The sequence below is a fragment of the Streptococcus sp. oral taxon 431 genome (genome assembly GCF_001553685.1).
GTDB lineage: Bacteria > Bacillota > Bacilli > Lactobacillales > Streptococcaceae > Streptococcus.
Map to the genome: position 1 here is coordinate 1,306,741 of NZ_CP014264.1, position 26,676 is coordinate 1,333,416.

At 39.4% G+C, this 26,676-nt stretch carries 21 protein-coding genes, 1 pseudogene and 1 riboswitch; of the genes and pseudogenes, 1 reads left to right on the forward strand and 21 read right to left on the reverse strand.

Translation table 11 applies throughout. The annotated features are described in order from the left end of the window. Positions 1–274: 274 nt before the first annotated feature. The 8 genes and pseudogenes from AXE83_RS06145 to AXE83_RS06180 all read right to left on the reverse strand — a co-directional run. The gene (locus tag AXE83_RS06145) at positions 275–1,315 is read right to left on the reverse strand and encodes a DMP19 family protein (protein ID WP_060955805.1); all 1,041 of its coding nucleotides are present in this window, start codon (positions 1,313–1,315) and stop codon (positions 275–277) included. Between the two features lie 285 nt (positions 1,316–1,600). Beyond that, a complete protein-coding gene (gene pulA, locus AXE83_RS06150) occupies positions 1,601–3,883 on the reverse strand; it encodes a type I pullulanase (protein WP_060955806.1) in 2,283 nt (760 codons plus the stop codon). A 32-nt stretch (positions 3,884–3,915) separates the two neighbouring features. Continuing rightward, on the reverse strand, positions 3,916–4,866 hold the full coding sequence (locus AXE83_RS06155) for a diacylglycerol kinase family lipid kinase (protein WP_060955807.1): 951 nt from the start codon (positions 4,864–4,866) through the stop codon (positions 3,916–3,918). Between the two features lie 3 nt (positions 4,867–4,869). Further along, a complete protein-coding gene (gene ligA / locus AXE83_RS06160; RefSeq protein ID WP_060955808.1) occupies positions 4,870–6,828 on the reverse strand; it encodes an NAD-dependent DNA ligase LigA in 1,959 nt (652 codons plus the stop codon). A 93-nt stretch (positions 6,829–6,921) separates the two neighbouring features. Further along, positions 6,922–8,181, reverse strand: coding sequence for a nucleobase:cation symporter-2 family protein (locus AXE83_RS06165; RefSeq protein ID WP_000813114.1), 1,260 nt, complete (start codon positions 8,179–8,181; stop codon positions 6,922–6,924). Continuing rightward, positions 8,181–8,762, reverse strand: a complete 582-nt coding sequence (locus AXE83_RS06170; protein ID WP_000770426.1) for a xanthine phosphoribosyltransferase — start codon at positions 8,760–8,762, stop codon at positions 8,181–8,183. The genes AXE83_RS06165 and AXE83_RS06170 overlap by 1 nt, the downstream gene beginning before the upstream one ends. A 76-nt stretch (positions 8,763–8,838) precedes the next feature. Then, a riboswitch (purine riboswitch) is annotated at positions 8,839–8,935 on the reverse strand. Further along, positions 8,929–9,912, reverse strand: coding sequence for a GMP reductase (gene guaC / locus AXE83_RS06175; protein WP_060955809.1), 984 nt, complete (start codon positions 9,910–9,912; stop codon positions 8,929–8,931). Its footprint overlaps the riboswitch before it by 7 nt. A 143-nt stretch (positions 9,913–10,055) precedes the next feature. Beyond that, positions 10,056–10,868 (reverse strand): annotated as a pseudogene (locus AXE83_RS06180) (5-methylcytosine restriction system specificity protein McrC); the annotation flags it as partial. Between the two features lie 176 nt (positions 10,869–11,044). Between AXE83_RS06180 and AXE83_RS06185 the strand changes: the two are divergent. Continuing rightward, positions 11,045–12,748, forward strand: a complete 1,704-nt coding sequence (locus tag AXE83_RS06185; protein WP_083500998.1) for a thiol-activated cytolysin family protein — start codon at positions 11,045–11,047, stop codon at positions 12,746–12,748. Positions 12,749–13,200: 452 nt separating this feature from the next. On the opposite strand, the gene AXE83_RS06190 is transcribed toward AXE83_RS06185, so the two are convergent. From AXE83_RS06190 to AXE83_RS06250, 13 genes are all read right to left on the reverse strand, one after another. Next, positions 13,201–13,980 carry an L-threonylcarbamoyladenylate synthase gene (locus AXE83_RS06190; protein WP_049526683.1) on the reverse strand — a complete coding sequence of 260 codons (780 nt, stop codon included), beginning with the start codon at positions 13,978–13,980 and terminating at the stop codon, positions 13,201–13,203. Between the two features lie 30 nt (positions 13,981–14,010). Further along, positions 14,011–14,604 carry a 3-isopropylmalate dehydratase small subunit gene (gene leuD / locus AXE83_RS06195; protein WP_049526685.1) on the reverse strand — a complete coding sequence of 198 codons (594 nt, stop codon included), beginning with the start codon at positions 14,602–14,604 and terminating at the stop codon, positions 14,011–14,013. Between the two features lie 9 nt (positions 14,605–14,613). After that, positions 14,614–15,996 carry a 3-isopropylmalate dehydratase large subunit gene (gene leuC, locus AXE83_RS06200; protein WP_060955810.1) on the reverse strand — a complete coding sequence of 461 codons (1,383 nt, stop codon included), beginning with the start codon at positions 15,994–15,996 and terminating at the stop codon, positions 14,614–14,616. Between the two features lie 3 nt (positions 15,997–15,999). Further along, on the reverse strand, positions 16,000–16,269 hold the full coding sequence (locus AXE83_RS06205) for a DUF1294 domain-containing protein (protein ID WP_049526689.1): 270 nt from the start codon (positions 16,267–16,269) through the stop codon (positions 16,000–16,002). After that, positions 16,266–17,303: a 3-isopropylmalate dehydrogenase gene (gene leuB, locus AXE83_RS06210; RefSeq protein WP_060955811.1), complete on the reverse strand. Its 1,038-nt coding sequence runs from the start codon at positions 17,301–17,303 to the stop codon at positions 16,266–16,268. Before leuB ends, AXE83_RS06205 begins: the two co-directional genes overlap by 4 nt. An 11-nt stretch (positions 17,304–17,314) precedes the next feature. Next, complete coding sequence (locus tag AXE83_RS06215) at positions 17,315–18,877, reverse strand: 2-isopropylmalate synthase (protein ID WP_060955812.1); 1,563 nt, start codon at positions 18,875–18,877, stop codon at positions 17,315–17,317. A gap of 314 nt (positions 18,878–19,191) precedes the next feature. Further along, complete coding sequence (locus tag AXE83_RS06220) at positions 19,192–19,848, reverse strand: MmcQ/YjbR family DNA-binding protein (protein ID WP_060955813.1); 657 nt, start codon at positions 19,846–19,848, stop codon at positions 19,192–19,194. A 43-nt stretch (positions 19,849–19,891) separates the two neighbouring features. Beyond that, positions 19,892–20,524, reverse strand: coding sequence for a copper homeostasis protein CutC (locus AXE83_RS06225; protein ID WP_060955814.1), 633 nt, complete (start codon positions 20,522–20,524; stop codon positions 19,892–19,894). A 93-nt stretch (positions 20,525–20,617) separates the two neighbouring features. Further along, positions 20,618–20,977 (reverse strand): YbaN family protein, encoded by a 360-nt coding sequence (locus tag AXE83_RS06230; protein WP_045763427.1) that lies wholly within the window; start codon positions 20,975–20,977, stop codon positions 20,618–20,620. 254 nt (positions 20,978–21,231) lie between these two features. Continuing rightward, positions 21,232–23,319, reverse strand: a complete 2,088-nt coding sequence (gene topA / locus AXE83_RS06235) for a type I DNA topoisomerase (protein ID WP_060955815.1) — start codon at positions 23,317–23,319, stop codon at positions 21,232–21,234. A gap of 118 nt (positions 23,320–23,437) precedes the next feature. Further along, positions 23,438–24,295 carry a DNA-processing protein DprA gene (gene dprA / locus AXE83_RS06240; protein ID WP_150114561.1) on the reverse strand — a complete coding sequence of 286 codons (858 nt, stop codon included), beginning with the start codon at positions 24,293–24,295 and terminating at the stop codon, positions 23,438–23,440. Positions 24,296–24,401: 106 nt separating this feature from the next. Beyond that, on the reverse strand, positions 24,402–25,337 hold the full coding sequence (gene dapA / locus AXE83_RS06245; RefSeq protein ID WP_060955817.1) for a 4-hydroxy-tetrahydrodipicolinate synthase: 936 nt from the start codon (positions 25,335–25,337) through the stop codon (positions 24,402–24,404). A 50-nt stretch (positions 25,338–25,387) separates the two neighbouring features. Beyond that, positions 25,388–26,464, reverse strand: coding sequence for an aspartate-semialdehyde dehydrogenase (locus AXE83_RS06250; RefSeq protein WP_049504392.1), 1,077 nt, complete (start codon positions 26,462–26,464; stop codon positions 25,388–25,390). Positions 26,465–26,676: the final 212 nt, after the last annotated feature.

Here is a 26,676-nt window from a genome sequence, read left to right on the forward strand (position 1 = left end):
TGAAAATCCGTAAATATTGAGTTTATAACATTCAATTTAGATTGCAACTATTCAGAAACAAGAGATTTCTCCCTAAAAAATGAGAGTGGGAGAGAAATCGGTAATTCGTTAGATTTCGATTTCGTCGTTCTACCTCCGCACAGTTGAGTAGGGCTGTAAAAGCTGATGAAATCAGCGTAGTAGAGCCCACTCAACCACTGCGTCTTGCTCGAAAATCCAAAGACAATTAAGAGGCTAGGACTTTTGTCCCAGCCTCATTTTTATTTACTATTCTTTACGATTTATCTGCACTTCCATGAAAAATGAATTTCTCTGGATATTTTTTGATAAAACTTAGCTCATTCTCATTTCCATCATAATCATAGACAAAATTATCTGCTTGCTCCAATTTCTCATAAAAAGCATCACCGTACTCTTCTTCCATCTGTGCTAGCAGCTCCGATCTCTCTTCTCTAACAAAGGAGATAGTTCCGTCAAAGTAGGCAAGAAGATTTTTGAAATTAGCAGCATGCTCCTTCATTCCAAATAGTTCCAAGCCCTTTAAAGTATCTTCCCAGACAATCCCTGTCGAATTATCGAAAAATTGATAGTGACCTCCATTATTTACTTCGATAAAATACCAGATAATTGCCAGAAGGTATCTTTGTTCTAAAGTAAAAATTTTTGCAGAATCGAGATAGTCTTCATAGGTGTTATAGATATTAACAGTTTCGTATACTGGTTTAATAATATCCCATGAGTCTTTTGCCTTTTGGACGTCTTCTATCGTAATATTCTTGTATAATTTCTTATTTTGTACAATTTTCATTTCTTGATTAGTTTCATTAACATCTTCAAAATAGTATTTTTGTAACAAGGGATAAGCTGTTGGCCTGTTTTCAAAAACTTGCTTTAGATAACCTACTCTAACCAACTCAATACACCATTCAATAACTGGATTTGTTGGGGAGTCAGCATTTTTGATAGCATTTTCTAATAAATCTAGAGCCTGATTAGCTTCAGTTTCAAAGTCCTTGTTCGGATCACTAGATAAACGCCAATGGGTAAAACCATTTCGATAATACCAAATAGCATCTCTATCTTCTTCAGAGACCATCTCTAAAACTGTTTTTGCCTCTTCGAATTGACTCCAATTATTACAAACTTTGGCTAGTTCACTAAGTACTTGGCCACTTAAATTTTCTAAGCCAAGCTCTGAGAGGATTTCCTTTATCTTTTCGAATTGGTAGGTATGCTTAATGTCTTTGAGGCATTGAAGTTTCTCCTCTTCATTTAAAGTGATGAATTTTTCCAGAGTAATTGTATTGATATCCATAGCTATCTCCCGCTAAAAATAATGAGCTATAATAATTTTAATTCAATTAGTAATGAAACTTCTACTTTTTCTATCTGTCTAGGACTTGAAAATAAACTACTTTTTTGAAAAATTTTAGGTTTACTTTGAACTTCAACGGAGACTTTCTAGAAGTATAGGCCGGGATCAAAAATCCCGACCTCGCTTTTTAGTAGAAATGAGTCTCTGAAACATTTTTGTTTATTCATTGGACTCTGCAAGATAGTTTTGTCCTACACTTCACTGACTCTGTCTTCACTCTAAGACTTACGCTAAAACATTCAAGACTGCCACACTGACATCATCAATAGCATTTTCTTGGTTAGAACGGCTATTAGTTACCAACATTTCAAGGTTCCCTGCATTTTCATAGTAATAGGAAGCCCCTTTGGCATTGAATACAACCAAAAAGTGCTCTTCACCACCATGAATCTCGTAGACAATCCAACCACTATTTTCAATGGCTGTGTGGACAAAGACATGACGGTAGACTTCTTCATAAGTAGGGTACGAAAAGGCACTGGTTTGTGTTTTAAGTCGGATGATCTGACGGGCAAACTCGATACTATCTTGACGATCATTGATCAAATCCCAGTTGACTTGGTTGACGCTGTCAGGAGCATTGTAACTGTTCATTGCTCGTTCACGATCTGCGTGAGTCAACTCTCCATTTTCTCCTGTAGCTACAAGTTTGGTACGGCCAAACTCTTGACCCAGTTCCATGAAGGCCATCCCTTGCATGAGGAGGTTCATAGCCGTTGCTGTTTCTACTTTCTTCATGATGCGTTTATCACTCTCCATCGGATGAAGAGTTTTAAGCAAATCATGTAAATTGTAGTTATCGTGAGCTTCTACATAGTTCAAGACTTGGTTTGGACTAAGGTATGAACCGAGTTCTCTACTTCCAAGAATAGCCTTTGCGAGGATCGGCTCAGTACCTGCTCCACTGACGAAGCCAGATTTGATAGAGCCATAGACTTCACAACCTTTGATGGCATCTCGTTGATTATCATTAAAGAATCCAATGTTTGGCAACTGGTAGGCATTGTCTTTCTTAGCCTTGTCATAAGGAGCAAGACCTGTTCCCATATCCCAACCTTCTCCATACAGGATGATTTTCGGATCGACTTCGTCCATAGCCCAACGAATCATCTGCATGGTTTTGACGTCATGAATTCCCATCAAATCAAAGCGGAAACCGTCAATATTGTACTCTTTTACCCAGTAGAGAAGAGAATCAATCATATATTTACGGAACATTTCATGCTCACTGGCAGTTTCGTTACCGACTCCTGTTCCATTTTGGTAGGTTCCATCATGGTTCATTCGATAGTAATAATCAGGAACCGTTGTTTGGAATGGTGCATCAACGGTTGAGAAGGTATGATTGTAAACAACGTCCATAATAACACCGATACCAGCATCATGATAAGCTTGGACCATGGCTTTCAAATCACGGATAGCTTGACCTGGATCATTTGGATTTGTAGACATGCTAGTTTCTGGAGCATTGTAGTTTTGTGGATCATATCCCCAGTTATAAGTTACATTTCCATCAGCGTCGTATTCTTTATGACGGTCAGCAATTGGTTGCAACTGAACATAGTTGACACCAAGTTCTTTGATGTAATCAAACGCAGTCGATTGACCATATTGGTTAACTGTTCCAGTTTGCGCTGCACCTAAGAAGGTTCCTCTTAATTCTGGCGCAACACCAGATGTTTCAGACTTAGTCAAATCACGGATGTGCATTTCATAAATGACTGCTTGGCAAGGATTTTCCAAACGCCAAGTTGCTTCTGTACCATGCTTAACCTCAAAACCTTCGACCTGACGATCTTGATTTGAGACAATGGCTGAACGTTTTCCATCAGGACTTGTCGCTATTGTATATGGATCACGAGTTAATGACTGGTGATGAGGAAAGTCAATTTGGTAGTGGTAAGCACGACCTGCTAGGTTTTCTGGAACTGTTAAACTCCAAACACCAATGGTATTATACTTGTGGCTATAGGAGTAACTATTTCCTCGCTCCATTTCAAAGTTTTTAAGGATAGGTGCGTCGTTACTTGCAGATTCATAGACTACTACTTGGACAGATGTAGCGGTTGGGGCCCATAGGCTAAATCTTGTTTCAGTTTCAGAAACTTGACATCCCAACTCTCCTTGATAACCCCAGTGGTGGTCAAAACTCGCACTATTGATTGCCTTGTCGAAGGCAAAAGGATTTTGGTCTTTATAATGAGTACTTGCAATAGCTGGATTTTCAGAATAATAAACTGTATCATCTCCATCCAAAATCCAAACCTCTGTCAAAAGTGGATAATAATTGAAGCGAATAGGATATTCTTTGCTGACACCATCTTTTTCAACAGTAAAAGTCATGGTCTCAAGGGCTACTTCACTCGATTGAGTCAGTGAAAATTTAGCTCCAAAATATTCTTCTTCTTTGATAAGCTCTACTGAATCTAGAGGCTTTTTGCTGAAACTGCAAGCCTCGTAGGCTTCATCCTTGCGATGGTAATGAATAAGTACAGGATAATTGTACATGGTTCTCCCTAATTTCTAAATTAAATTTGATTTTATATGTTACTAATAATTTCTTGATCAAGTGCCTCACGATTCACAAAAAACTCAATGTGATTATGGCATACTTCCAAATCTACTGGTGTGTCGCCACCGTATTCTCCATCAAGATTAAGCATAAACGGCTCTTCCTGATCCAAAGTTTCAATTCGGAGTTTACTAGTTTTCAGATATTCAACATTGACATCTGATACGTGTTGGCCTCCGTTCATTGCTTGAACTAGCAGACTCAACATATCTAGGATTTTATCTGTCTTTACTAGAATAAGCGTGAAATTACCATCATCCAGCTTGGTATCAGGTGCAAATTGCTCAAATCCACCAATAGAATTGGTCAAGGCAACAAAGACAAGAGAAACTTCTCCTGTAAAGATGCCCCAATCATGGTAAATACGAACAGGACGGGCCTTGGATTTTGGGAACATCTCGATGCCTTTAGCAACGTAGGCCAGATAACCCAGACGCGTCTTCAGTTCACTCGGAACACTAAAGGTTAACTCTGTAAGAGCTCCTGCCGCAGCAATATTGATGAAATACTTATCGCCAAAGGCACGACCAATATCAATTTTCTTGGTTTCATTTTTGGCAATGATCTTCGCTGCAGCAACTGGATCCCCCATAGGGATTTTCAATGCTCTTGCATAGTCATTGGTAGTTCCAGTAGGAATGATGGCTATCTTTGGACGATGTTCCAGAGGTGCAATTCCATTAACCACTTCATTGATGGTGCCATCGCCACCAGCTACTAAAACCAAATCAAAGCCAGATTTTGCAGCTCTTTCTGCTTCTTTCTGGGCTGACAGGTGTTCAGGTTTGGTTTGGAAAGCACTGGTTTCATAGCCTATGCTCTCTAACACTTCTAGGACTTCTGCGATATTTTGCTTGATCATTTCCTGGCCTGATGTCGGATTATAAATGAGACGTGCGCGTTTTTTTTCTTCTTTCATAGCTTACAAACTCTCAAGCCAAGCTTCATCACGAATCTCTATTCCCAGTTCTTGTGCTTTTTGGAGCTTGCTTCCTGCATCTGCTCCTGCTACAACAAGGTCTGTTTTTTTCGACACACTACCAGTAACCTTGGCTCCTAGACTTTCTAATTTATTTTTAGCTTCTGAGCGATTAAGACGCTCTAGCTTTCCTGTCAAGACGACAGTTAAACCAGACAAGGCTGCATTTGCTGCAACTGTCTGTCCTTTGTAGTCTAGATTAACACCTGATTCTTTCAATTCCCTTAAAAGGATTGCAGAACCCTCTGTAGCAAAATAGGTCTGTAGGCTTTGAGCAATGACACTCCCCAAACTTTCAATATTTGCAATTTCTTCAGGATTGGCTTGTGCTAGCGATTCGATTGAATGGAAATGTTGTAAAAGCAACTGACTTGCCTTACTTCCTACATGACGAATCCCCAAACCAAACAAGAGTTTTTCAGCAGAATTTTCTTTGGATGCTTGAATAGCCTGGTAGAGCTTTTGAGCAGATTTTTCCTTGATACCATCTAGCAAAAGCAAATCTTCCACAGTCAAACGATAAATATCTGCAACATCCTTAACCAAATTGGCGGCAAATAATTTCTCCACGATTGATGGGCCAAGGCCAGAGATATTCATAGCATCACGGGATGCGAAGTGCGTCAAGCCTTCCTTGATTTGAGCAGGACATCGCGGATTGATACAACGAAGGGCAACCTCATCTTCAAAATGCAAAAGCTTACTGTCACAACTTGGACAGTTTGTTGGAATATCTAGTCTTTCCTCTGACACTCGCTTGGATTCTACCACTCGTAGAACAGCTGGAATGATATCCCCTGCCTTATAGACAATGACTGTGTCATCCTTACGGATATCCTTTTCAGCGATATAGTCAACATTATGAAGAGTTGCACGACTTACAGTTGTACCTGCAAGTTGCACTGGAGTAAGATTAGCAGTCGGAGTCACAACTCCTGTACGTCCTACTGTCCAGTCAACAGAAAGAAGTTTCGCTTCTTTTTCTTCTGCTGGGAATTTATATGCTACTGCCCATTTAGGTGCTTTGACTGTAAATCCTAGTTGCTCCTGACCAGCTAGATCATTGACCTTAATCACAACTCCATCGATATCATAAGGCAACTGATCTCTTTCTTGACCAATTTCTTGAATAAACGCCCAAACCTCATCCATACTATGAGCTAATAGACGTCTTTGATTAACCACAAAGCCTAATTGTTCTAAATGTTTCAAAACCTTCTCTTGACTATCCCGAGTTGAAGGACTAGCTTCCTGATAAAGGAAGGTTGCAAGATTACGTTTGGCTACTACTGCTGTATCTAACTGACGAAGTGTTCCTGCAGCCGCATTTCTTGGGTTGGCAAATTCTGGCTCCCCATTTTCTTGACGAGATTGATTGACCTGGTCAAAAGAAGCTCTCGGCATATAACATTCACCACGAACAGTAATATCTAATTTTTCTGGTAATGATAAAGGAATGTCTTTCACTCGTTTAAGATTTTCAGTGATGTTTTCACCGATGGAGCCATCACCTCGAGTTGCCCCAGTAACAAAAATTCCCTGCTCATAAGTCAAGGAAATCGATAAACCATCAATCTTCAACTCACAAATATAAGTGACATCATCCAATTCTTTACGAACACGCGCATCAAAGGCGTCGAGTTCTTCACGTGAAAAAGCATCCTGCAAACTATAAAGAGGATACTGATGACTATATTTCTCAAACCCATCAAGAATCTTTCCACCAACACGATGTGTCGGACTTTCTGGTAAAACTTGGTCAGGATGAGCTTTTTCTAACTCTACCAATTCACGATAAAGACGGTCATACTCACTATCAGATACAGATGGATTATCACTTGTATAATACTCTGTCGCATAGCGATTGAGCAGTTCAACGAGCTCTTTCATTCTTTCATTCATAGAACCATTTTACCATAAAAAGGACTCTATAAACAATACTCAAGCTCTAAAAAAGAAAATGAGAAGGATATTTCTATCGCTTCTCATTTATTTTTATTTTTTACGATTCAAAATAGCATTCAAGACGATGGCTACTGTACTTGCAATGACAATACCATTTGAGAAGAACATTTGTAATTCAGTCGGTAAAGTATTGAAGAGATTGCTTCCGTTTAATCCCACCCCAGCAGAAATAGAAACTGCTGCAATGAGGAAGTTGTGTTCATTGTGTTCGAAGTCTACACGCGCCAAGATTTGCATCCCTTGTAGAGATACAAAACCAAACATGACAAGCATGGCTCCACCAAGAACAGGGCTCGGAATAATCTGTGCCAAGGCACCAAACTTAGGCAAGAGACCGAGCAAGATAAGGAAACCAGCTGCGTAATAGATTGGCAAACGAGTACGAATACCTGAAAGTTTCACCAAGCCTACGTTTTGTGAAAATCCTGTATAAGGGAAGGTATTGAAAAGTCCACCAAGTAAGACAGCAAGACCTTCAGCACGATAACCATTGCGGAGACGAGTGCTATCGATTGGATCTTTAGTAATATCAGAAAGGGCAAGATACACACCAGTTGATTCTACCATAGATACAGTAGCAATGATACACATCATTACAATAGAAGAAATCTCAAATTGCGGAGCACCGAAGTAAAATGGAGTTGGGATATGAACGAGTGGAGCTTCTGCTACTGGTGAGAAATCAACCAAGCCCATTGTTGCAGCGATAATGGTACCTGCAATCAAACCAATCAAAATTGAAATAGATTTGATAAATCCTTTGGTAAAGATATTGACCAAAAGAATAATGAGAACAGTAATCATTGCCAAAGCTAAACTTTGCCCAGTAGGTTTTTCAACGTTATTTCCCATATTTCCGATGGCAACTGGAATCAAGGTCAATCCGATTGTTGTGATAACAGAACCAGTTACGATTGCAGGGAAAAGATTGGCAACCTTAGAAAAGATACCTGAAATCAGGATAACATAAATCCCTGAAGCAATCAAAGCTCCAAACATAGCACCACTACCATGACTCTGACCGATCATGATAAGAGGAGCAACAGACTGGAAGGCTACCCCAAGAACAATAGGCAAACCGACACCAAAATGTTTATTGAGTTGCAATTGTAAAAGAGTTGCAACCCCACACATAAAGATATCTGTTGAAATAAGGTAGGTCAACTGTTGAGCTGAATACCCTAAAGCACTTGCAATCATGATTGGTACCAGGATTGAACCTGAGTACATGGCTAGCAAGTGTTGCAAACCAAGAACGGCTGCTTGTGAGTGGTTTTCCTGTTGTTTCATTAGATATCTGCCTCCTTGAAGATAACTTTTCCATTTTCAAAACGCTCTAATCGCGCAAGTGATACTACTTGATGACCTGATTTTTCTAGCAGTTCACGACCATCTTGGAAGGATTTTTCAATCACAATTCCGATAGCTTCAACTGTAGCTCCAGCTTGCTCGATAATCTGAATCAAACCTTTAGCTGCTTGACCATTAGCCAAGAAATCATCAATAATCAATACTTTATCTTGAGGAGATAAGAACTTACCTGCAATAGATACGGTACTAGTTACTTGTTTAGTGAAAGAATAAACTTCAGCAGTCAAAATTCCTTCATTCATAGTAATATTTTTTGCCTTCTTAGCAAAAATCATGGGAACATCTAACTGTTCTGCAACATAAAGGGCTGGGGCAATTCCTGACGCTTCAATGGTCACGACTTTGGTAATACCAGCATTTTTAAAATGCTCTGCAAAGGTACGACCAACCTCACGCATCAAGGAATAATCAACTTGGTGGGTCAAGAAAGAATCCACCTTAAGAATATTCTCACCAAGAACGTTTCCGTCCTTTAAAATTCGTTCTTCTAATAATTTCACAATAACCTCCGAAATAAAAAGAGACTTACCAAGTAACCCTCTAGGAAACAAAGAAATAGATTTAACACCTATCCTTATATCTCTGCAGCTTACTCATTGTTAGGTATTTACGGTACCTTGTAGAAACGCCACGCCAATTCGTGGCATAAATAAGTAATGATATTTTTTAGTGAGCATCTCCATTCCAGATAGAGTTCTTCACAATCACATAATCCACATGTCTAAGATCAGCTACTTTACGACCTCCAGCATAAGAAATCGAACTTTGCAAATCCTGTTCCATCTCAGTCAAGGTATCTTGCAAATGTCCTTTAGCAGGAAGAAGGATTTTCTTACCTTCGACATTCTTATAAGCACCTTTTTGGTATTCTGAAGCTGAACCATAGTACTCTTTGAATTGTTTACCATCAACTTCAACTGTTTTACCAGGACTTTCGATATGCCCTGCAAACAGTGAACCAATCATGACCATGCTCGCACCGAAACGGATTGATTTGGCGATATCACCATGTGTACGGATACCACCATCAGCAATAATCGGTTTACGAGCAGCTTTCGCACACCAGCGAAGGGCTGCTAACTGCCAACCACCAGTACCAAAACCAGTTTTAACCTTAGTAATACATACTTTACCTGGACCGATTCCGACCTTAGTAGCATCTGCTCCAGCATTTTCAAGTTCACGCACAGCTTCTGGAGTTCCAACATTACCAGCGATGACAAAAGTATCAGGTAATTCTTTCTTGATGTGCTGAATCATTGAAATCACGCTGTCTGCATGACCATGAGCAATATCAATGGTGATGTACTCTGGTGCATCAGCCTTTAGTTGACTCACAAAGTCATACTCGTAGTCTTTAACACCTACTGAGATTGAAGCAATCAAGCCCTGATCGTGCATACGTTTGACAAAAGGAATACGTCCTTCTTCATCAAAACGATGCATGATGTAAAAATAGCCACCCTTGGCAAGCTGTTCAGCAACATCTTCATCCAAGATCGTCTGCATATTAGAAGGAACAACTGGCAACTTAAAGGTATGTTTCCCCAAGGTTACATGTGTATCAGCTTCTGCTCGACTTTGAAGGACACACTTATTTGGAATTAGCTGAATGTCTTCGTAGTCAAAGATTGGAAATTCGTTTAACATATTTCTCTCATTTCTCTTCTTTAGACTTTCCTAAAGTTAGGAATAGCCTCGTCTTTTCCAGACAATTACTCTAACAAGTTTACATTAATGTCCGTTTTTTGTCAATTATTATGACTGAAAACAAATAATGTTCGTGTTTATAATTATTGATTTAGACAATAAGTAGACATTGACCCTGTATTTGTCTTACCTTTCAAATCCTTACCTAGATTTTCGACAAAGACTTTTTCAAAGAACTCAATCCTCCTGACAAAATCTTGATAACTTTCGGCTTGTTCAGGTATTTGGATAGACCATTTCTTCAACAAGGCTCCATAACCTGCTAGCTTACCTATCTCATTATCAACTACCTTTTCCTTGCTGGGAAAAACAAGCCCAGCCTGTTCAGCTTCTAAAATATAAGAATAAGAAATCAGCTGGAACAAGTCTTCACGATTGATCCCTTTTTCAGTGAACTCTAGTTTTTTATATTTAGTATCTAGTACGATTTTATGGTTTTGATGATAGAAATCTGGAAATACTTTTCGTTCACGGTCAGAAAATACTGAAATACCGTCCGCCCTATTCTTATTTCGTGGATGGATGAAATCTTTTGGCAACAAGGTATAAACATACTCTTCCCAAATCCAGGCAACATCAAAAAGAATACCATGGATTTTTTGCTCTTGGTCTCCTAAACCATGCTTTTCTCTATTTAGGATCATCAGGCAAAGCTCTTGCAACTTTCTGTACTCTCGAAAATAGGCATGACGAAGAGGTTTGGTTTTATTTATTCTGATAATCTTAGCTCGATTAGCTAGTTTATAAGTGGATGTTACTCGCACGATTTCTGCCACATTCTCACGACTTGTTAATAAATTATCAAGAACTCCTCCCCCTATGCTTCTCTGATTCTTCATATATTCAATTGTATGACGGATCAGCTGCATAAGAGGATTATCGTAGGTAAACTCTCTAGCGAGAGAGAAATTACACTAAAAAGCATAAATTTCTAAAAATAAACATATATATAAATATGTCCATTTTGTCAAGAAAACGATTGCATTAGATTTTTATTTCTGATAGAATATTTTTATCCCGAGAAAGCGCATTCAAGAGATGATAAAATGAAATAATAAACTAGGAGCTTTATATGATTCAAAATAATCTTGAAAAAGGTTTTCGTTATTCTATCCGAAAACGTAGCATTGGTGTCTGTGGTGTTGTTATTGCAACTTTTTTATTAAGTACAGCTTCGATTATTCAAAATAATACTGTAAAAGCTACTGAACCCCCAATTTCAAGTAGTTCTAATCCAAAAACAGAACCTACAGTAAACGAACAAGAAAATACTCCAAACCTCAATTCAAAACCTGAAGAAAAAGACGCCACTACTGTAACTGAAGCACCAAAAGCAGATGTTATGGAAAACCTCATGAGATCTACTAATCAGGCAGATAAGGACTTGAATAAATATCTTTTCGGATTAAACTACAATAAAATTGATATTTTAACTCGTAGAGGTGAAGCAATCGAAAATTATTCAAATACATCTTCAAAACAACAAGGAAATGAGTTTGTTGTAATTGAAAAAGTGAAAAAGAGTATTTCTAATAATTCAGCTGATGTTTCAATTAACGGTAATAGCGACATCTTCTTAGGCGCTTTGTTCCGAGCAGATCAAGGGTTATTAGAAAATAAACCTCAACTTGTTAGTATTGATAGAAAACAGGGTAGAATCAGCGTGGACCTTCCAGGAATGGCTGGATCAGATAGCTATACTGATGCAAACACAACAGTCAGTGGTATGCAGGAAGGAATTAACACTCTGGTAAATAGATGGAATGCAAATTATGCATCAAGCAATCCTGCACCTGCTCGTATGCAATACGATTCTACTTCAGCATATAGTATGAATCAACTAAAAGCAAAATTTGGTAGCAACTTTGAAAAAATTGGGGTTGATTTAAAAATTGACTTTGAAGCTGCACAAAAAGGTGAAAAACAAATTGAAGTTGTCGACTTTAAACAAATTTACTTTACCGCTAACTTTGATGCACCAAAAAATCCTGGAGATGTCTTTGGTGATAATGTAACAGTCAACGATTTACAAGATCGCGGCTTGGATGAACAAACACCTCCTGTTTATGTTTCTAGTATGTCTTATGGCCGTCAAATGTATGTTAAATTTGAAACAACAAGTACAAGTACAGAACTTAAAGCAGCTATAAATGCTGTCATTAAAGGTGTGCCTATAAACCCTGAATCTGAATGGGCTCGTGTTTTGAAAAATACTTCTGTAACAGCTGTTATTGTTGGCGGTAACGCTGATGGCGCTGCTCGAGTAGTTACTGGAACACCTGAAGATCTCAAAAAATTAATTCAAGAAGGAGCTAATTTTAGTACACAAAATCCTGCAGTCCCTATTTCTTATAAAACTGCCTTTTTAAGAGATAATCAAGTTGCAACAATCCAAAACAGTACTGATTATATTGAAACTAAAATTACCTCTTACAAGAATGGCTATCTCAATTTGCAACATAAGGGTGGGTATGTCGCTCGTTACTACGTTTACTGGGACGAAGTCACATATGACGAAAATGGAATTGAAAGCATCCGCTCTCGTGAATGGGAAGATAATGGAAAAAATAGAACTGCTGGTTTCCAAACTGAACTACAATTTAGAGGAAATGTTCGCAATCTTCGTGTAAAAATTCAAGAAAAAACTGGTCTTGCTTGGGAACCTTGGAGAACAGTTTATAATCGTACAGAATTGCCTTTAGTTCAAAAACGCACTATTATCAATACAGGAACAACCCTAAAACCAAAATATAGTGAACAAGTCGAAAACAACTAATAAAATGGTTAAACTACAGAGTATCATTATTCATCAAGTATCATTTTTGATCCACTTTGAATTTGAAGAAAAGCAATATGATAACTCTATTCGATAACTTATACAATAAAAGGAAAACATCTTTTCATGAGATGCTTTCCTTTTTGTTTTTTGAGGTTCTTAATCCAATTAACTCAACTTATCGCAATTTAATACTCATTTAAAATCAAAAAGAGGAGAAATGTTACTGTATAAACAAACATATTAAAGTTATTGTTAGAAACTCATTACTTGCTTGCCCTGAATATAGTATGGTTCATTGATTTGCTGGTAAATTTACAAGTTTATACTTGTATTATGATGTTTCTTAAGTCGCCTATCAACAAAAAATGAACTTTGATTTTAATTGTGTATGAATACTTTTAAAAAATCTGTTTTTATCAATAATGACTAAACCTCACTCCTTCTACATCCTAATAATACTCACCCTGACGGTAGTCCCATGAGTTAAAGGTGTCTGACAGATGCATCATGATTTTATCGATGTCAAGGCCTTTACGGATAACCACTGGAGCTGGTGAAGTTGAACGTGCTCCACCTTGTTCTGGAATGAGTTTGCCGTCTTTATCGACCATAGAGACCATCACACCTTGCTCGTAGCGTGTTTCAATCGTTTTGTCAGGTTGGATTGATGCCACGTAGTCGTCTGCCTCGATAACAAGGTCCACTGCTTCTTCGATACGTTCTCCGATTCCTTCAACCTTACCACGATTTCCTTTTCCAGAAGGATTTGCAGATGAAGCGTAGACCATTTTTCCTTCTTCCCAGAGTTTAGCAGCCAATTGTTCACCAGCTTTACCAAACTTGATAACGAAACAGCTCGTTCCACGAACGTCAGTCATGAGTTCTTCGCGACCATCACCATATGCTTTCAATTTTTCAAAGGCTTCTGGTTTCCATGGAAGGATACAACCAAGAAGAATATCTTCGTCCCAATGTTTTTGGTAGAAAGCTTCAATTTCTGGATTTAGTTGTGCTAAAGCGCGAAGCTCATCCATACTACCACAGAGGACTACTCCTGGTTTGTTACGATTACGTTCTTTGGCTTCAAACTTACGCTCAAGTCCTGCCTTATCACTAGTCATAATGATGTAACCAACCTTAGTAGGACAAACGATACATCCGCCCTCACCTTTTAAAATTTCGTAGCCTTCTTGTGAAAGTGTTCCGTTCCATTGAATGTGTTTTGTCATAGTTCTATTTCCTTTTCTATTTTTTTTCTTCTAATCCTGCCAGTAGGCTGGTCGTTGTTTTTCATAGGCAGCAATCAAATCTTCGTACTGCATGGTAATACCGATATCATCCAAACCATTTAAGAGTTTGTGTTTCCATTCACTATCTATTTCAAAAGTGAATTCTCCAATTGGTGAGATGATTTTTTGTTGTTCCAAGTCAACCGTCACTTGGTCAGTTGGTTGGAGCTGGGCGAGTTTTTCTCTAACTTCCCTAGGTTGAACGATTGGTAACATGCCATTATTGAGTTCATTATTGTAATGAATATCCCCGAAAGATCCTGCAATCACGACCTTAAAACCATAGTCAGCCAATGCCCAAGCTGCGTGTTCTCTCGAAGAACCTGCGCCAAAGTTATCCCCTGTGATGAGAATACTCGCCTTGCGGTATTCTGGTCGGTTAAAGACAAAGTCTGGATCCTCAGTGTACTTATCGTCCAGATAACGCCAAGCATACATGAGATATTTACCAAAACCTTTCTTGTCAATCAATTTCAGAAACTGCTTGGGTAGGATTTGGTCGGTATCAATATTATCATTCATAAGAGGAACGGTCGTTCCCGTATAAACTGTAAATTTATCCATATCCTCTCCTTACTGGGCTTCTGGCATTTGTCGAACATCTACGAAGCGCCCTGCAATAGCTGCTGCTGCTGCCATTGCTGGACTGCAGAGGTGTGTTTTAGCACCAAAACCTTGTCTGTCTTCAAAGTTGCGGTTACTGGTTGAGGCACAGTGCACGCCATCAGGGACCTTGTCGGGATTCATTCCTAGGCACATGGAGCAACCTGGGTCTTTCCACTCAAAACCAGCATCCAGAAATACCTTGTCCAAGCCTAACTTCTCAGCCGCTCGTTTCACAGGACGAGAGCCTGGCACTACGATTGCTGTTAGATTGGGAGCAATCTTCTTCCCTTTGACAAATCGCGCAGCCAGTTGCAAGTCACTGAGACGAGCATTGGTACAAGAACCGATAAAAATATAGCCTAGTTCAATGTCCGCTGGCTTTTGACCAGGCTCCAAGTTCATGTAATGATAAGCACGTTCATCATTCATATCCTTAATTTCTGGGAAGCTACTGTCAAATTCAACCCCCATAGCAGGATTGGTTCCCCAAGTCACCATAGGAGCCAATTCAGAGACATCCATTCGGATAACCTTGTCATAAACGGCATCGTCGTCGCTAACAAGCCTTTTCCAATCAGCTACTGCTGCATCAAAATCTTTAGGTACACACTCTCGTCCCTTTAAATAGTCAAAAGTGGTCTGATCTGGATTCATGATTCCCATCTTAGAGCCAAATTCAATGGACATATTGCAGATGGTCATTCGCTCTTCCATGCTCAGTGCATCAATAGCCTGACCTCGATACTCCACCACGTAGCCAACACCACAAGCAACACCGTACTTGGCAATCAAGGCTAAAATAAAATCTTTGGAATAGACTCCTTTTTTAGGGAGACCAGTAAATTCCACCAACATTTTCTTGGGTTTAACTTGCCAAATGGTTTGAGTAGCAAAGACATGTTCGACCTCACTGGTTCCAATACCGAAGGCAATCGCTCCAAAAGCTCCGTGAGTTGCAGTATGGCTATCACCACAGACGATAAATTTTCCTGGTTGTGTTCTTCCTGTTTCTGGACCAACCATATGAACGATACCTTGTTTTTCTGAACCGTGGGCAGCATGTTCAATTCCAAACTCCTCAACATTTTCAGCTAACTTATCAATCTGTGCTTTGGAGATTACATCTCGAATATCGTATATATTGACCGTCGGGACATTGTGGTCAAAGGTCCCAAATGTTAAATCTGGTCGTCTCAATCTACGTCCTGCATCTCGCAATCCTTGAAAAGCTTGAGGACTGGTCACCTCGTGAATATAGTGCTGATCTACATACATGAGTTGAGGCTGCCCTTCTTCTCCTGTAATCACATGGAGGTCCCATAATTTATCAAAAATTGATTTTCCTGCCATCCATTACCTCCAAATAAAATATAAGGCTACTAGCGTGGGCACCATTCCTATAAACCAAACTGTTTTAAAATACCATTTTCTAGTCTTGTGATGAAAAACGATTCCTGCTAGACAGGCACCAAAACCACCACAAGCAAAGGCTAAAATGAGTAAGATTTTCTCTGGGATGCGCCAAGCTCTTCTCCTTGCCTTAAATTTGTCAATGCCATATATCAAGAAAATGATGAGATTCCAAATCAGGAGGGCAAAAGTAATTCCTTCGTTTAGTTTCATAGTCTTGCGATAATGGCTTCCGTCATTTCCTTGGTCGAAGCCTGTCCTCCTATATCTCTCGTTAAAATTCCTACTGCTAAAGTTTCTTCAACAGCATCTTCGATACGCTTAGCATCCTCATATCGTCCAAAACTATCACGCAACATCATGGCAACTGATAAAATCATGGAAATAGGATTGGCAATGCCTTGTCCAGCAATATCAGGTGCCGAACCGTGAATCGGTTCATAGAGACTCGGACCATCTTCAGAGTGGCTGGCTGATGGCATAACCCCTAGTGTACCTGATAGAACACTTGATTCATCAGATAAGATATCTCCGAAAAGATTCTCTGTCACAATAACATCAAATTTAGATGGATTTGTAATCATGAGCATGGCAGCTGAGTCGACTAGCTGGTGCTCCAGGGTTACATCGGGAAAATCTTTCGCGACTTCTTCAGCCACTTTCCTCCAGAGTTTTGATGTTGCCAAAACATTTTGCTTATCAATACTGGTAAGGATTTTTCTCCGACTTCTTGCAATTTCAAAAGCCTTACGAATAATCCGTTCTACTTCCTCATAGCTATAATCGTTGATATCACGCGCTTTTTTTTCTTCAAGGATATGATCACCAAAGTAAATTCCACCTGTCAACTCACGTACTACTACAAAGTCAACACCAGTTATTCGTTCTGGCTTAAGAGGTGATAAGTGCTTGAGACTCTCAAAGATTTTAACCGGACGAATATTAGCATAGAGATTGAGTTCCTTTCGGAGAGCCAAAAGTCCTTGTTCAGGTCGAACTGGAGCATCATCATACTGAGGACTACCGATAGCCGCTAGAAGAATGGCATCTGCTTCCCTAGTTGCCTTGAGGGTTTTATCAGGTAAGGGATGCCCTGCAGCATCAATACCTGCACCTCCAAAGGGTCTTCTATCAATCTCATAGTCAAAGCCTGTTTTTTCAGCTAAAGCCTCCAGAACTTCTAACCCAGCTTCCATGATTTCTGGGCCAATACCATCACCTGCTAGGGCAACTATTTTCCTTGTCATAGCTTTCTCCTTTACACGCTAGGCATGTCTCGATAGGAAACTGTTGTTCCCATCTCGCCAGCATTCTCTTTTTGAACAAAGGTATTAGCATTGATATAAGCAATAGCCGAAGCCTTTAACACATCGAAATCAAGCCCAGCTGCGTTAAAGATAGTCTCTGTATCTCTGTTTTCAACAGTGACCAAGACCCGAGCTTGGGCATCAATTCCATCTGTCACAGCATCAATGGTATAGGACACCAAGCGGACGGATTGATTAAAGAACTTATCGATAGCGTTAAAGATTGCTTCAACGGAACCTTGCCCTGTCGCATTAAATTCGACCTTCTCACCATCCATATTTGCTAAACTAACAAGTGCTTCAATTGTGTTATCTGTATGGGTTTGAAGTTGCAAGTCATCAAAGTGGAAGCCTTCTGGATTTTCGACCATGGTTCCGGCTACCAGAGCTCGAATATCAGCATCAGTGATTTCGTGCTTCTTATCTGCCAAGGCCTTGAACTTAGCAAAAAGTGGTTTGATATCTTCGTCTGTAAAATCTAGGGCTAAGTCTCTCAGTTTTTCTACAAAGGCATGACGACCAGACAATTTACCGAGCGGAAGACTATTACTCTTGACACCCACCAATTTAGGTGTGATGATTTCATAAGTAAGAGGATTTTTAAGAACGCCATCTTGGTGAATACCCGATTCGTGAGAGAAGGCATTTCCTCCAACAACTGCCTTATTTTTAGGAACTGGAATTCCTGAGAAGCGAGAGACCATTTCGGACGTATTAATCGTTTCGTTTAGGACGATACTTGTCTCTGCTTGATAATAATCTTGGCGAATATTGAGGGCTACTGCTATTTCTTCTAAAGCAGCATTCCCAGCTCGTTCTCCAATACCGTTAATGGTTCCTTCAACACGCCCCGCACCATTTTTAACAGCAGCAAGGCTATTTGCAACTGCCATTCCAAGGTCATCGTGACAGTGAGGCGAATAGATAATCTGACGGTCGGTTTTAACATTGTCAATCAGATACTTGAAGATATTCCCATATTCCTCTGGCGTGGTAAAACCAACCGTGTCAGGAATATTGATATAGGTTGCCCCTGCGTCTACCGCTGTTTGAATGACTTGAAGGAGAAAGTCTAGCTCAGTTCTAGTCGCATCTTCAGGAGAGAATTCTACCACTTCAAATTTACAACGTGCATAGGAAACATGCTCTTTAATAGTTTCCAAAATTTCCTCTTTGCTTTTATTCAACTTAAATTCACGATGGATAGGACTAGTAGCGATAAAAACATGGATTTGTGGATACTTAGCATCCTTAAGTGCTTCATAACAAGCGTCAATATCTGATTTAACAGAGCGAGCTAAACCAGTCACCGCTGTTTTCTTCAAGACTTTTGCAATTTCCTGAACTGCAGTAAATGAGTCAGGACTAGCTGCTGGAAAACCAGCTTCAATTGCCGAAATTCCCCATTTTTCCAGTTGTCTTGCAATGGCAATCTTTTCCTTAATAGAAAAATTAACACCTGGTGTCTGCTCACCATCTCGAAGGCTAGTATCTAGAAATTCAACTGTTCTCATAAGATTTCCCCTTTTCTAAATTTGGTTTTAAAAAAACATCTCGCTCGGAGTTCCAAGCGAGATGTTGATTTACTCCCGCTTGGTAAGCCAAACAGGACTAATGCTTTTGCACTAGCCCGAGTACCTCAACAACAAAGCAAATTGATTAAACTTAGCTGCTTTCATGTTTGACTTTCTCCTTCGTTTGATATCTTGTTTAGTATTTTAGCATAGGAAAAAACACATGTCAAGAAAAAATCCAATATTTTCTGAAAATTTCTTCAGTAAAGAATATTTTGCTAATTGAAAGTATTTGAAAAATCAAGTAAATCTAATTACTTTTTCAAGGTCAAGTTCCAACTTTTTTCGATCAATTCTAGCAGCTCTTCATCTGCTAAACTGTCATCAAGTGGCACACTTATCCAGTAGCGCTTATTCATATGAAAGGCTGGATAAATCCCTTTTTTTACCAACAAATCAGATACTTGATCATGTTTGAGATTGACTGCTTCCACTAGTCCTTCTCTGCCCTTTTCAAGCTTATCCCAAGAGATTCTCATCAAAACAGCATACCACTTTTGATTGCCCTCATGGCGCAGAATTGCAGTATCAGGGGATTTCTCCCATAGATATTCCAATTGATTTCCATACTTTTCTTGAACAACTGCCATAATTCTCTTGGTCTGTGGGCAGATAAAATCCCGCACCTCAAAACAAGACTTTCGGATTTCATAAAGAACTTCTAAACAAGCCTCTCGAACAGTTCCAACAAAAGTACCTCTCATACTGGCCATATGAACTTGAGGATAAAGATCGCCAGTTTCTTGGTCATAAACTTGAAAACTTAAGTCTCCATCCTCAACTGTAACTATCATGAGAAAATCTCCGTGCAAGATAGTCGAACTATGGTTCCATACGCCTTGATTTTCTTCAAATCCATACTCTTTAGCCTTTTTACTATTAAACTGATAAGCTTTAAAAATTTCAAACATAAGCGAAAACTGCTACCAAAAGCTAGCAGTTCCTTTCTATTTTTTAAAAGACAACCTTAGTTCCATGTAATTGTGTCACACCCAGTTGGTCAATGAAGATCTGACGGTTGTCCATGTCAATCCCTCCACCAGGTAAAATTTCAATTTTTCCTGCAGCGTGTTCTAAAATTTTGTGATAGTGAGCAAAGCGTTTCTCTAACGAGTCGCCAGATACACCAGCACGAGTCAGAATGCGTGTCACTCCAGCTTGGCTGAGCCAATCAATAGCTTCTAACTGCTCCTGTTCACTCAATTCATCAAATGCCATATGGAAAACAATTTCCATACCTTTAGATGCAGCAATCAATTTTTCAAGATTGGCCTTGTCCAACTTCTTATCAGCAGTCAATGCACCAAAGACAACGCCTTGGCTTCCTGCTTGAGCAGTTAGAGCGATGTCTTCAAGCATGATGGCAATTTCTAGATCATTGTAAACAAAGTCACCACCACGTGGACGAATCATAGTCATAATGGTCGTATCGTAGTCGGCCGCCAGCTTCACAGCTGCCTTGGTTACTCCGTAGCTTGGAGTTGTTCCACCAACTGCTAGATTGTCACAAAGCTCGATGCGACGAGCTCCTGCCTGCATAGCTTTTTGAAGCAAGGTTACATTTTCAGCACAAAATTCGTAAATCATTCGATTCTCCTTGAAGATTACTTTAAATTTATTATATCATACTATTTCGAATATGTTTTTGTTTTTATCAAGGAAAATCGTTACTTATTAAAGCTATTCTTTATCAGGAATCACCTTAAAAAGATAGTAGGTAATAAAGATGGTTAAACATCCCAAACCAATTTTGACTGGTAAAAGAGGCGCAAAATAAATGGAAATTCCCATCAAGATATAAATCGATACAATAATTTTTTTCTTACGTTCACGCGCAATAGACTTGGTCTCACGAAAGTCCGCTACGTAAGTCTGATAAAGTTTGGTATGATAAAGCCAATCTTCAAAACGCTTGGAACTTCTCGAAAAACAAGCAATAGACAACAAAAGAAAAGGAGTCGTGGGCAACAAGGGCAAGACAACTCCAACAATAGCCAGAGCTAATGACAGAAATCCAATAATCAGATAGATAATACGCATAACTTCTCCTAGTTAATACTCTTCGAAAATCTCTTCAAACCACGTCAGCGTCGCCTTACCGTATATATGTTACTGACTTCGTCAGTTCTATCTACAGCCTCAAAGCAGTGCTTTGAGCAGCCTGCGGCTAGCTTCCTAGTTTGCTCTTTGATTTTCATTGAGTATAAAATAATCTTCTTCTAGTTTCCCACAAAGTAAGGAATTTTGTCAAGCCTTTACTAAAAAGAGCCTGAAATTTACTTTCAGGACTCATTTTATTTGATTTTTTCTTCTTCGTAATCACCATTGCTACAAACGATCTGCTTCCCGCCACCACGGACTTTTTTCTCCATGAGGAAGTTACCACATTTTGGACAATCTCGGCCAACAGGCTTGTCCCAAGAAGTAAATTCACATTCTGGATAGCGATTGCAACCATAGAAGATACGATTACGCTTGGTTTTTCGTTCAATAATTTGACCTTGATGACAGCTTGGACACTCAACACCAATTTCTTTCACGATAGCCTGTGTATGACGGCAATCTGGGAAATTGCTACAAGCATAGAACTTACCAAAACGACCAAGTTTAATGACCATCGGACTGCCACACTCTTCACAATCAAATCCTGCTGGCTCATCCTTAATTTGGATTTTTTCCATTTCCTCTTCGGCTTTGGCAACCTCTTTAGAGAAGGGTTTGTAAAATTCATCAATGACTCGTTGCCACTGCTCTTTTCCAACTTCGACATCATCCAGTTTACCTTCCATTTCAGCTGTAAAGGTCACATTGACGATATCTGGGAAGTATTCAACAATCAGTTTATTGACAATTTCTCCCAATTCTGTCGGTTCAAAACGCTTGGCTGCCAAACGCACATAATAGCGCTTTTGAATGGTTTCAATAGTGGGTGCATAAGTTGATGGGCGACCGACTCCGTTTTCTTCCAAAGTTTTAATCAGTGTCGCTTCCGAATAACGTGCTGGCGGTTGAGTGAAGTGTTGCTCAGGCTTACTATTGACCTGCTTGACGACATCACCAACTACCATATCCGGCAACATCTTATTCTTATCTGAATCATTGTAAATGGCCAAGTAACCGTCAAATTTGACCTGACTACCATTCGCTGCAAACTGAACTCCATTTTGAGAGAGCTTCACAGCCATGGTATCAAAGATAGCACCAGTCATCTGACTCGCTACAAAGCGATTCCAGATAAGGGTATAAAGCTTAAGTTGGTCTTTATCCAAATACTTAGCAATTTTTTCTGGCGTGTTAAAGACACTTGATGGGCGGATAGCCTCATGGGCATCCTGTGCACCAGTCGCATTCTTTACCTTGCTACCATGCTTAGAATACTTACTGCCAAAACGTTCGTTAATGTAGTTTGCAGCTTCATTTTGAGCAACTGGACTGATACGAGTCGAGTCTGTACGCATATAGGTGATCAAACCTTGGACGCCCGTACCAATATTAATCCCTTCATAGAGTTGCTGGGCAACCATCATGGTCTTTCGAGTACGGAAATTGATTTTATTAGCTGCATCCATCTGCATAGTTGAGGTAGTATAAGGGAGTGGAGCGTTACGCTTGCGTTCTTTTTTATCTACCTGATCAACTGTAAAGTCTTTGCTGGATAGATGAGACAAGACTTCTTTGACCTCTTCATTGCTTGTCAATTTCATCTTCTTGCCATTCATTCCATAGAAGGATGCTTGGAATTGCTTAGTTCCCTTTTTGAAGACTCCATCAATAGTCCAATATTCTTCTGGTTGAAATGCATTAATCTCATTTTCACGGTCAATGATTAACTTGAGAGCAACAGACTGAACACGGCCAGCTGACAAGCCCTTTTTGACCTTTTTCCATAAAATTGGTGAAATAGAATAACCTACTAATCGGTCCAAGACACGACGGGCTTGTTGGGCATCCACCAAATCCATGTCAATCTTACGAGGTTCTTTAAAGGCATTTTTTACCGCATCCTTAGTAATCTCGTTGAAAACAACACGGTTAGCATCATTTTCATCTAGATTAAGAATATGAGCTAAATGCCAAGAAATTGCTTCTCCTTCGCGGTCCGGGTCACTTGCGAGAAAGACTTTATTGGCTTTTTTAGCCTCTTTTTTCAAGTCATTGATCAGAGGACCTTTCCCACGAATATTGATATATTGGGGTTCATAATTATTTTCTACATCGACTGACATACTGGATTTTTTCAAATCACGAATATGACCAACACTGGCTAAAACCTTATAATTTCTACCCAGGTATTTCTCAATCGTTTTAGCCTTTGCAGGCGACTCCACGATTACTAGATTTTTTTTAACTGTTGATTTTTTTTTCTTTGTTGCCGTAGCCACAGTATCACACCTTTTCAAAGTAATAAACTTTATAAAGTGTAAACCATTTTTAAAAACCTGTCAAGACTTAACTCTTATATATAGAATAAAAGTTTAACCGATAGAAACTTACTAGTTCTTAAAATTCAAATTCTGCTAGCACGTCCTGACCACTCGAAACAAGTTTTGCGCCTTCTTGAACCAAGTGATGACAACCATCTGAACGACCATCTAAAATGCTACCTGGAATAGCAAAAACATCTCTTCCTTCTTCCATAGCTCGCTCACAGGTAATCAAACTACCAGATCTCATCTTTGCTTCAGCAACGATAACACCCATACATAGGCCAGCAATAATCCGATTTCTTGCTGGAAAATGATATTTCAAAGGTTCTTCACCAGGCCCATATTCACTGAGGAGCAGGTGATGTTGACCGATGTAGTCCTGCAAACGTTTATTCGATCTAGGATAGTAGACATCTAAGCCAGTACCAATGACAGCAATAGTTTTTCCACCACCTTGAAGAATAGACATATGAGCTGCAGTATCAATCCCTCTAGCAAGCCCACTCACAATCACCAGATCATTCTCCAGTTCTTCAATAACCTTGCGGACCGATTTTGTCCCTGTTTGACTACAAGAGCGACTGCCTACAACTGCAATCTTAGGCAACTTTAAGAGTTTTAAATCGCCCTTATAAAATAATAATACTGGAGCATCATAGATTTCACTGAGAGTAAAGGGATAGATATCGTCTAGGATGGAAAATGAGGGAAATTTTTCAAAGTCACTTCTTAATCTCTCCATACTTTCAAAGGTGAGTTTATGGTAACGTTCCATAAAAACCACTGGATTTCTACACTCAGATGCTTCTGCTATCGTTTCTAGGGTTAATTCTTGATCATAAATTTCTCCATATTGAAGTACCTTTAAAACCTGTTGATTACTTAAACCTGCTTGTTTCAACTTATAAATCTCAAAATTATCAATCTTAATTTTCATGATAGACTCCTTGTTTTTCTCTTTATCTATTTATTCGTAGAAAAAGAAAAAAACTTCCCAACAATTTTACTTGTTTAGAAAGTTTTTTATATTAGTTATCTTAGTAATCAGGACGAAGGACTCCAGTGACAGTCGCCTTAGTTGCTTCGTAATCCCCATCAATAACAACCTTGATAATACGTTTAGCATCCTCTTCAGGCGCAGGAACCAAAGGTAGACGAGTTGGCCCAGCTTCGAACCCCATATAGTTGAGTACCGCCTTAACAGGTGCCGGACTCGGGTAAGAGAAGAGTGCATTGACTTTAGGAATAAATTTACGCTGAATAGCTGCCGCTTTCTTCATATCACTTTCTTCGATTGCAGTAAACATTTCATGCATCTCATCCCCATTTGTGTGGGAAGCAACAGATATAACTCCGTCTGCACCAAGGTTCATAGCATGGAAGGCATCTCCATCCTCACCAGTGTATACCAAGAATTCTTCTGGCTTATGCTCAATCAAGTAAGCCATATTAGCAAGGCTGGTACATTCCTTAACACCAACGATATTTGGATGTTCCGCCAAACGAAGTAAAGTATCTGGAGTCATTTCTACAACTACACGACCTGGAATGTTATAGATTATAATAGGCAAATCAGATGCATCTGCAATAGCTTTAAAGTGTTGATACATACCTTCTTGGGATGGTTTATTGTAATAAGGAACAATAGCAAGACCAGCCGCAAAACCGCCAAACTCTGCTACCTCTTTGACGAACTCAATAGAGTCTCGTGTGTCATTGGTACCAACACCAGCGATTAAAGGAACTCGGCCGTTGACAACCTTTTGAACAGCCGCAAACAACTGCAACTCCTCATCGTGAGTTAGAGTCGGACTCTCAGCAGTTGTTCCTGCTAGGAGAATTCCGTCTGTATGATGTGCTAATAAATGTTCAATCAACTTTGGAATGGCATCGAAATTGATTGACCCATCTTCATGAAAAGGAGTAATAAAGGCCGTGATAATTTTACAATCTTTTAAATCTTGATAAGACATACAAAACACCTCTCTATTTTAAAGAAGGAGTTCAAATGAACTCCTACACATTATTTCAATTCAAATTTTAATTCAGCTGTTGGGCGTACTAGACCACGTTCGTGAAGTGTTTCTGCGATTTGAACTGAGTTCCAAGCTGCACCTTTAAGAAGATTATCAGATACTACCCACATATGAATACCTTTTTCTGCATCCAAGTCTTTACGGATACGTCCAACGAATGTATCACGTGAACCAACAGCATTTACTGCTTGAGGATAGATTTGGTGAGCAACATCATCTTCAAGAACTGCACCTGGGAAGGCAGCAATAGCTGCTTTCACTTCTTCGATTGGTGCTACTTCTTTTGTTTCAATATAGACTGACTCAGAGTGAGCTGACAAAACTGGAATACGTACACATGTTGCTGATACGGCAATGCTATCGTCTTCCATGATTTTCTTGGTTTCATTGGTCATCTTCATTTCTTCGTAAGTGTAGTCATTATCAGTGAAAACATCAATTTGTGGAAGAGCATTGAAGGCAATTGGATAGTGTTTCTTATCGCCACCTGAAGGCAAGATTTCCGCATGTACATCACGTGGATTAACACCGTCATTCAAGACTTCACGAAGCTCACGTTGGGTTTCAAGAATTGCTCCCATACCAGCACCTGAAACTGCTTGATAAGTTGATACGATAATACGGTCCAAGCCCCATTTCTGACGAACTGGTTCAAGAGCTACCATCATTTGAATAGTTGAACAGTTAGGACATGAGATGATTCCGTTGTGAGCATCAAGGGCGTGAGCATTCACTTCAGGAACAACCAATGGTACATCTGGATTTTGACGGAAGTAAGAAGTGTTATCTACGACGACTGCGCCTGCCTTAACAGCATAAGGTGCGTATTTTGCAGAAGTTGATCCACCAGCTGAGAAAAGAGCAATATCAACCCCTTCAAAAGCGTCTTCTGTTGTTTCTTCGATGGTCACATCTTGACCTTTGAATTGCAAGACCTTTCCTGCAGAACGTGCAGACGCAAGGTAACGAATCTTATCGATCGGAAGAGTTGATTCTTCCAACATTTTGATCATTTGAGCACCAACGGCACCTGTAGCGCCAACAACAGCAACTGTGTATCCCATAACAAACCTCTTTCGGAATTTTCTAAAAATTTCTATAATAGAAACATTATACTACTTTTTACCAAAATTGAAAAGTCTTTTTCCTATCTATTTTCTGAAATTGACAAGAAAAGGCGGTGGGACAGAAATCGATAGACAAAGTCTCGATTTCGTAGTCCTAGCCCCGCAAGGATGATTAGGAGCTTTTTGGAGACTAAAAGACGAACAAAAAG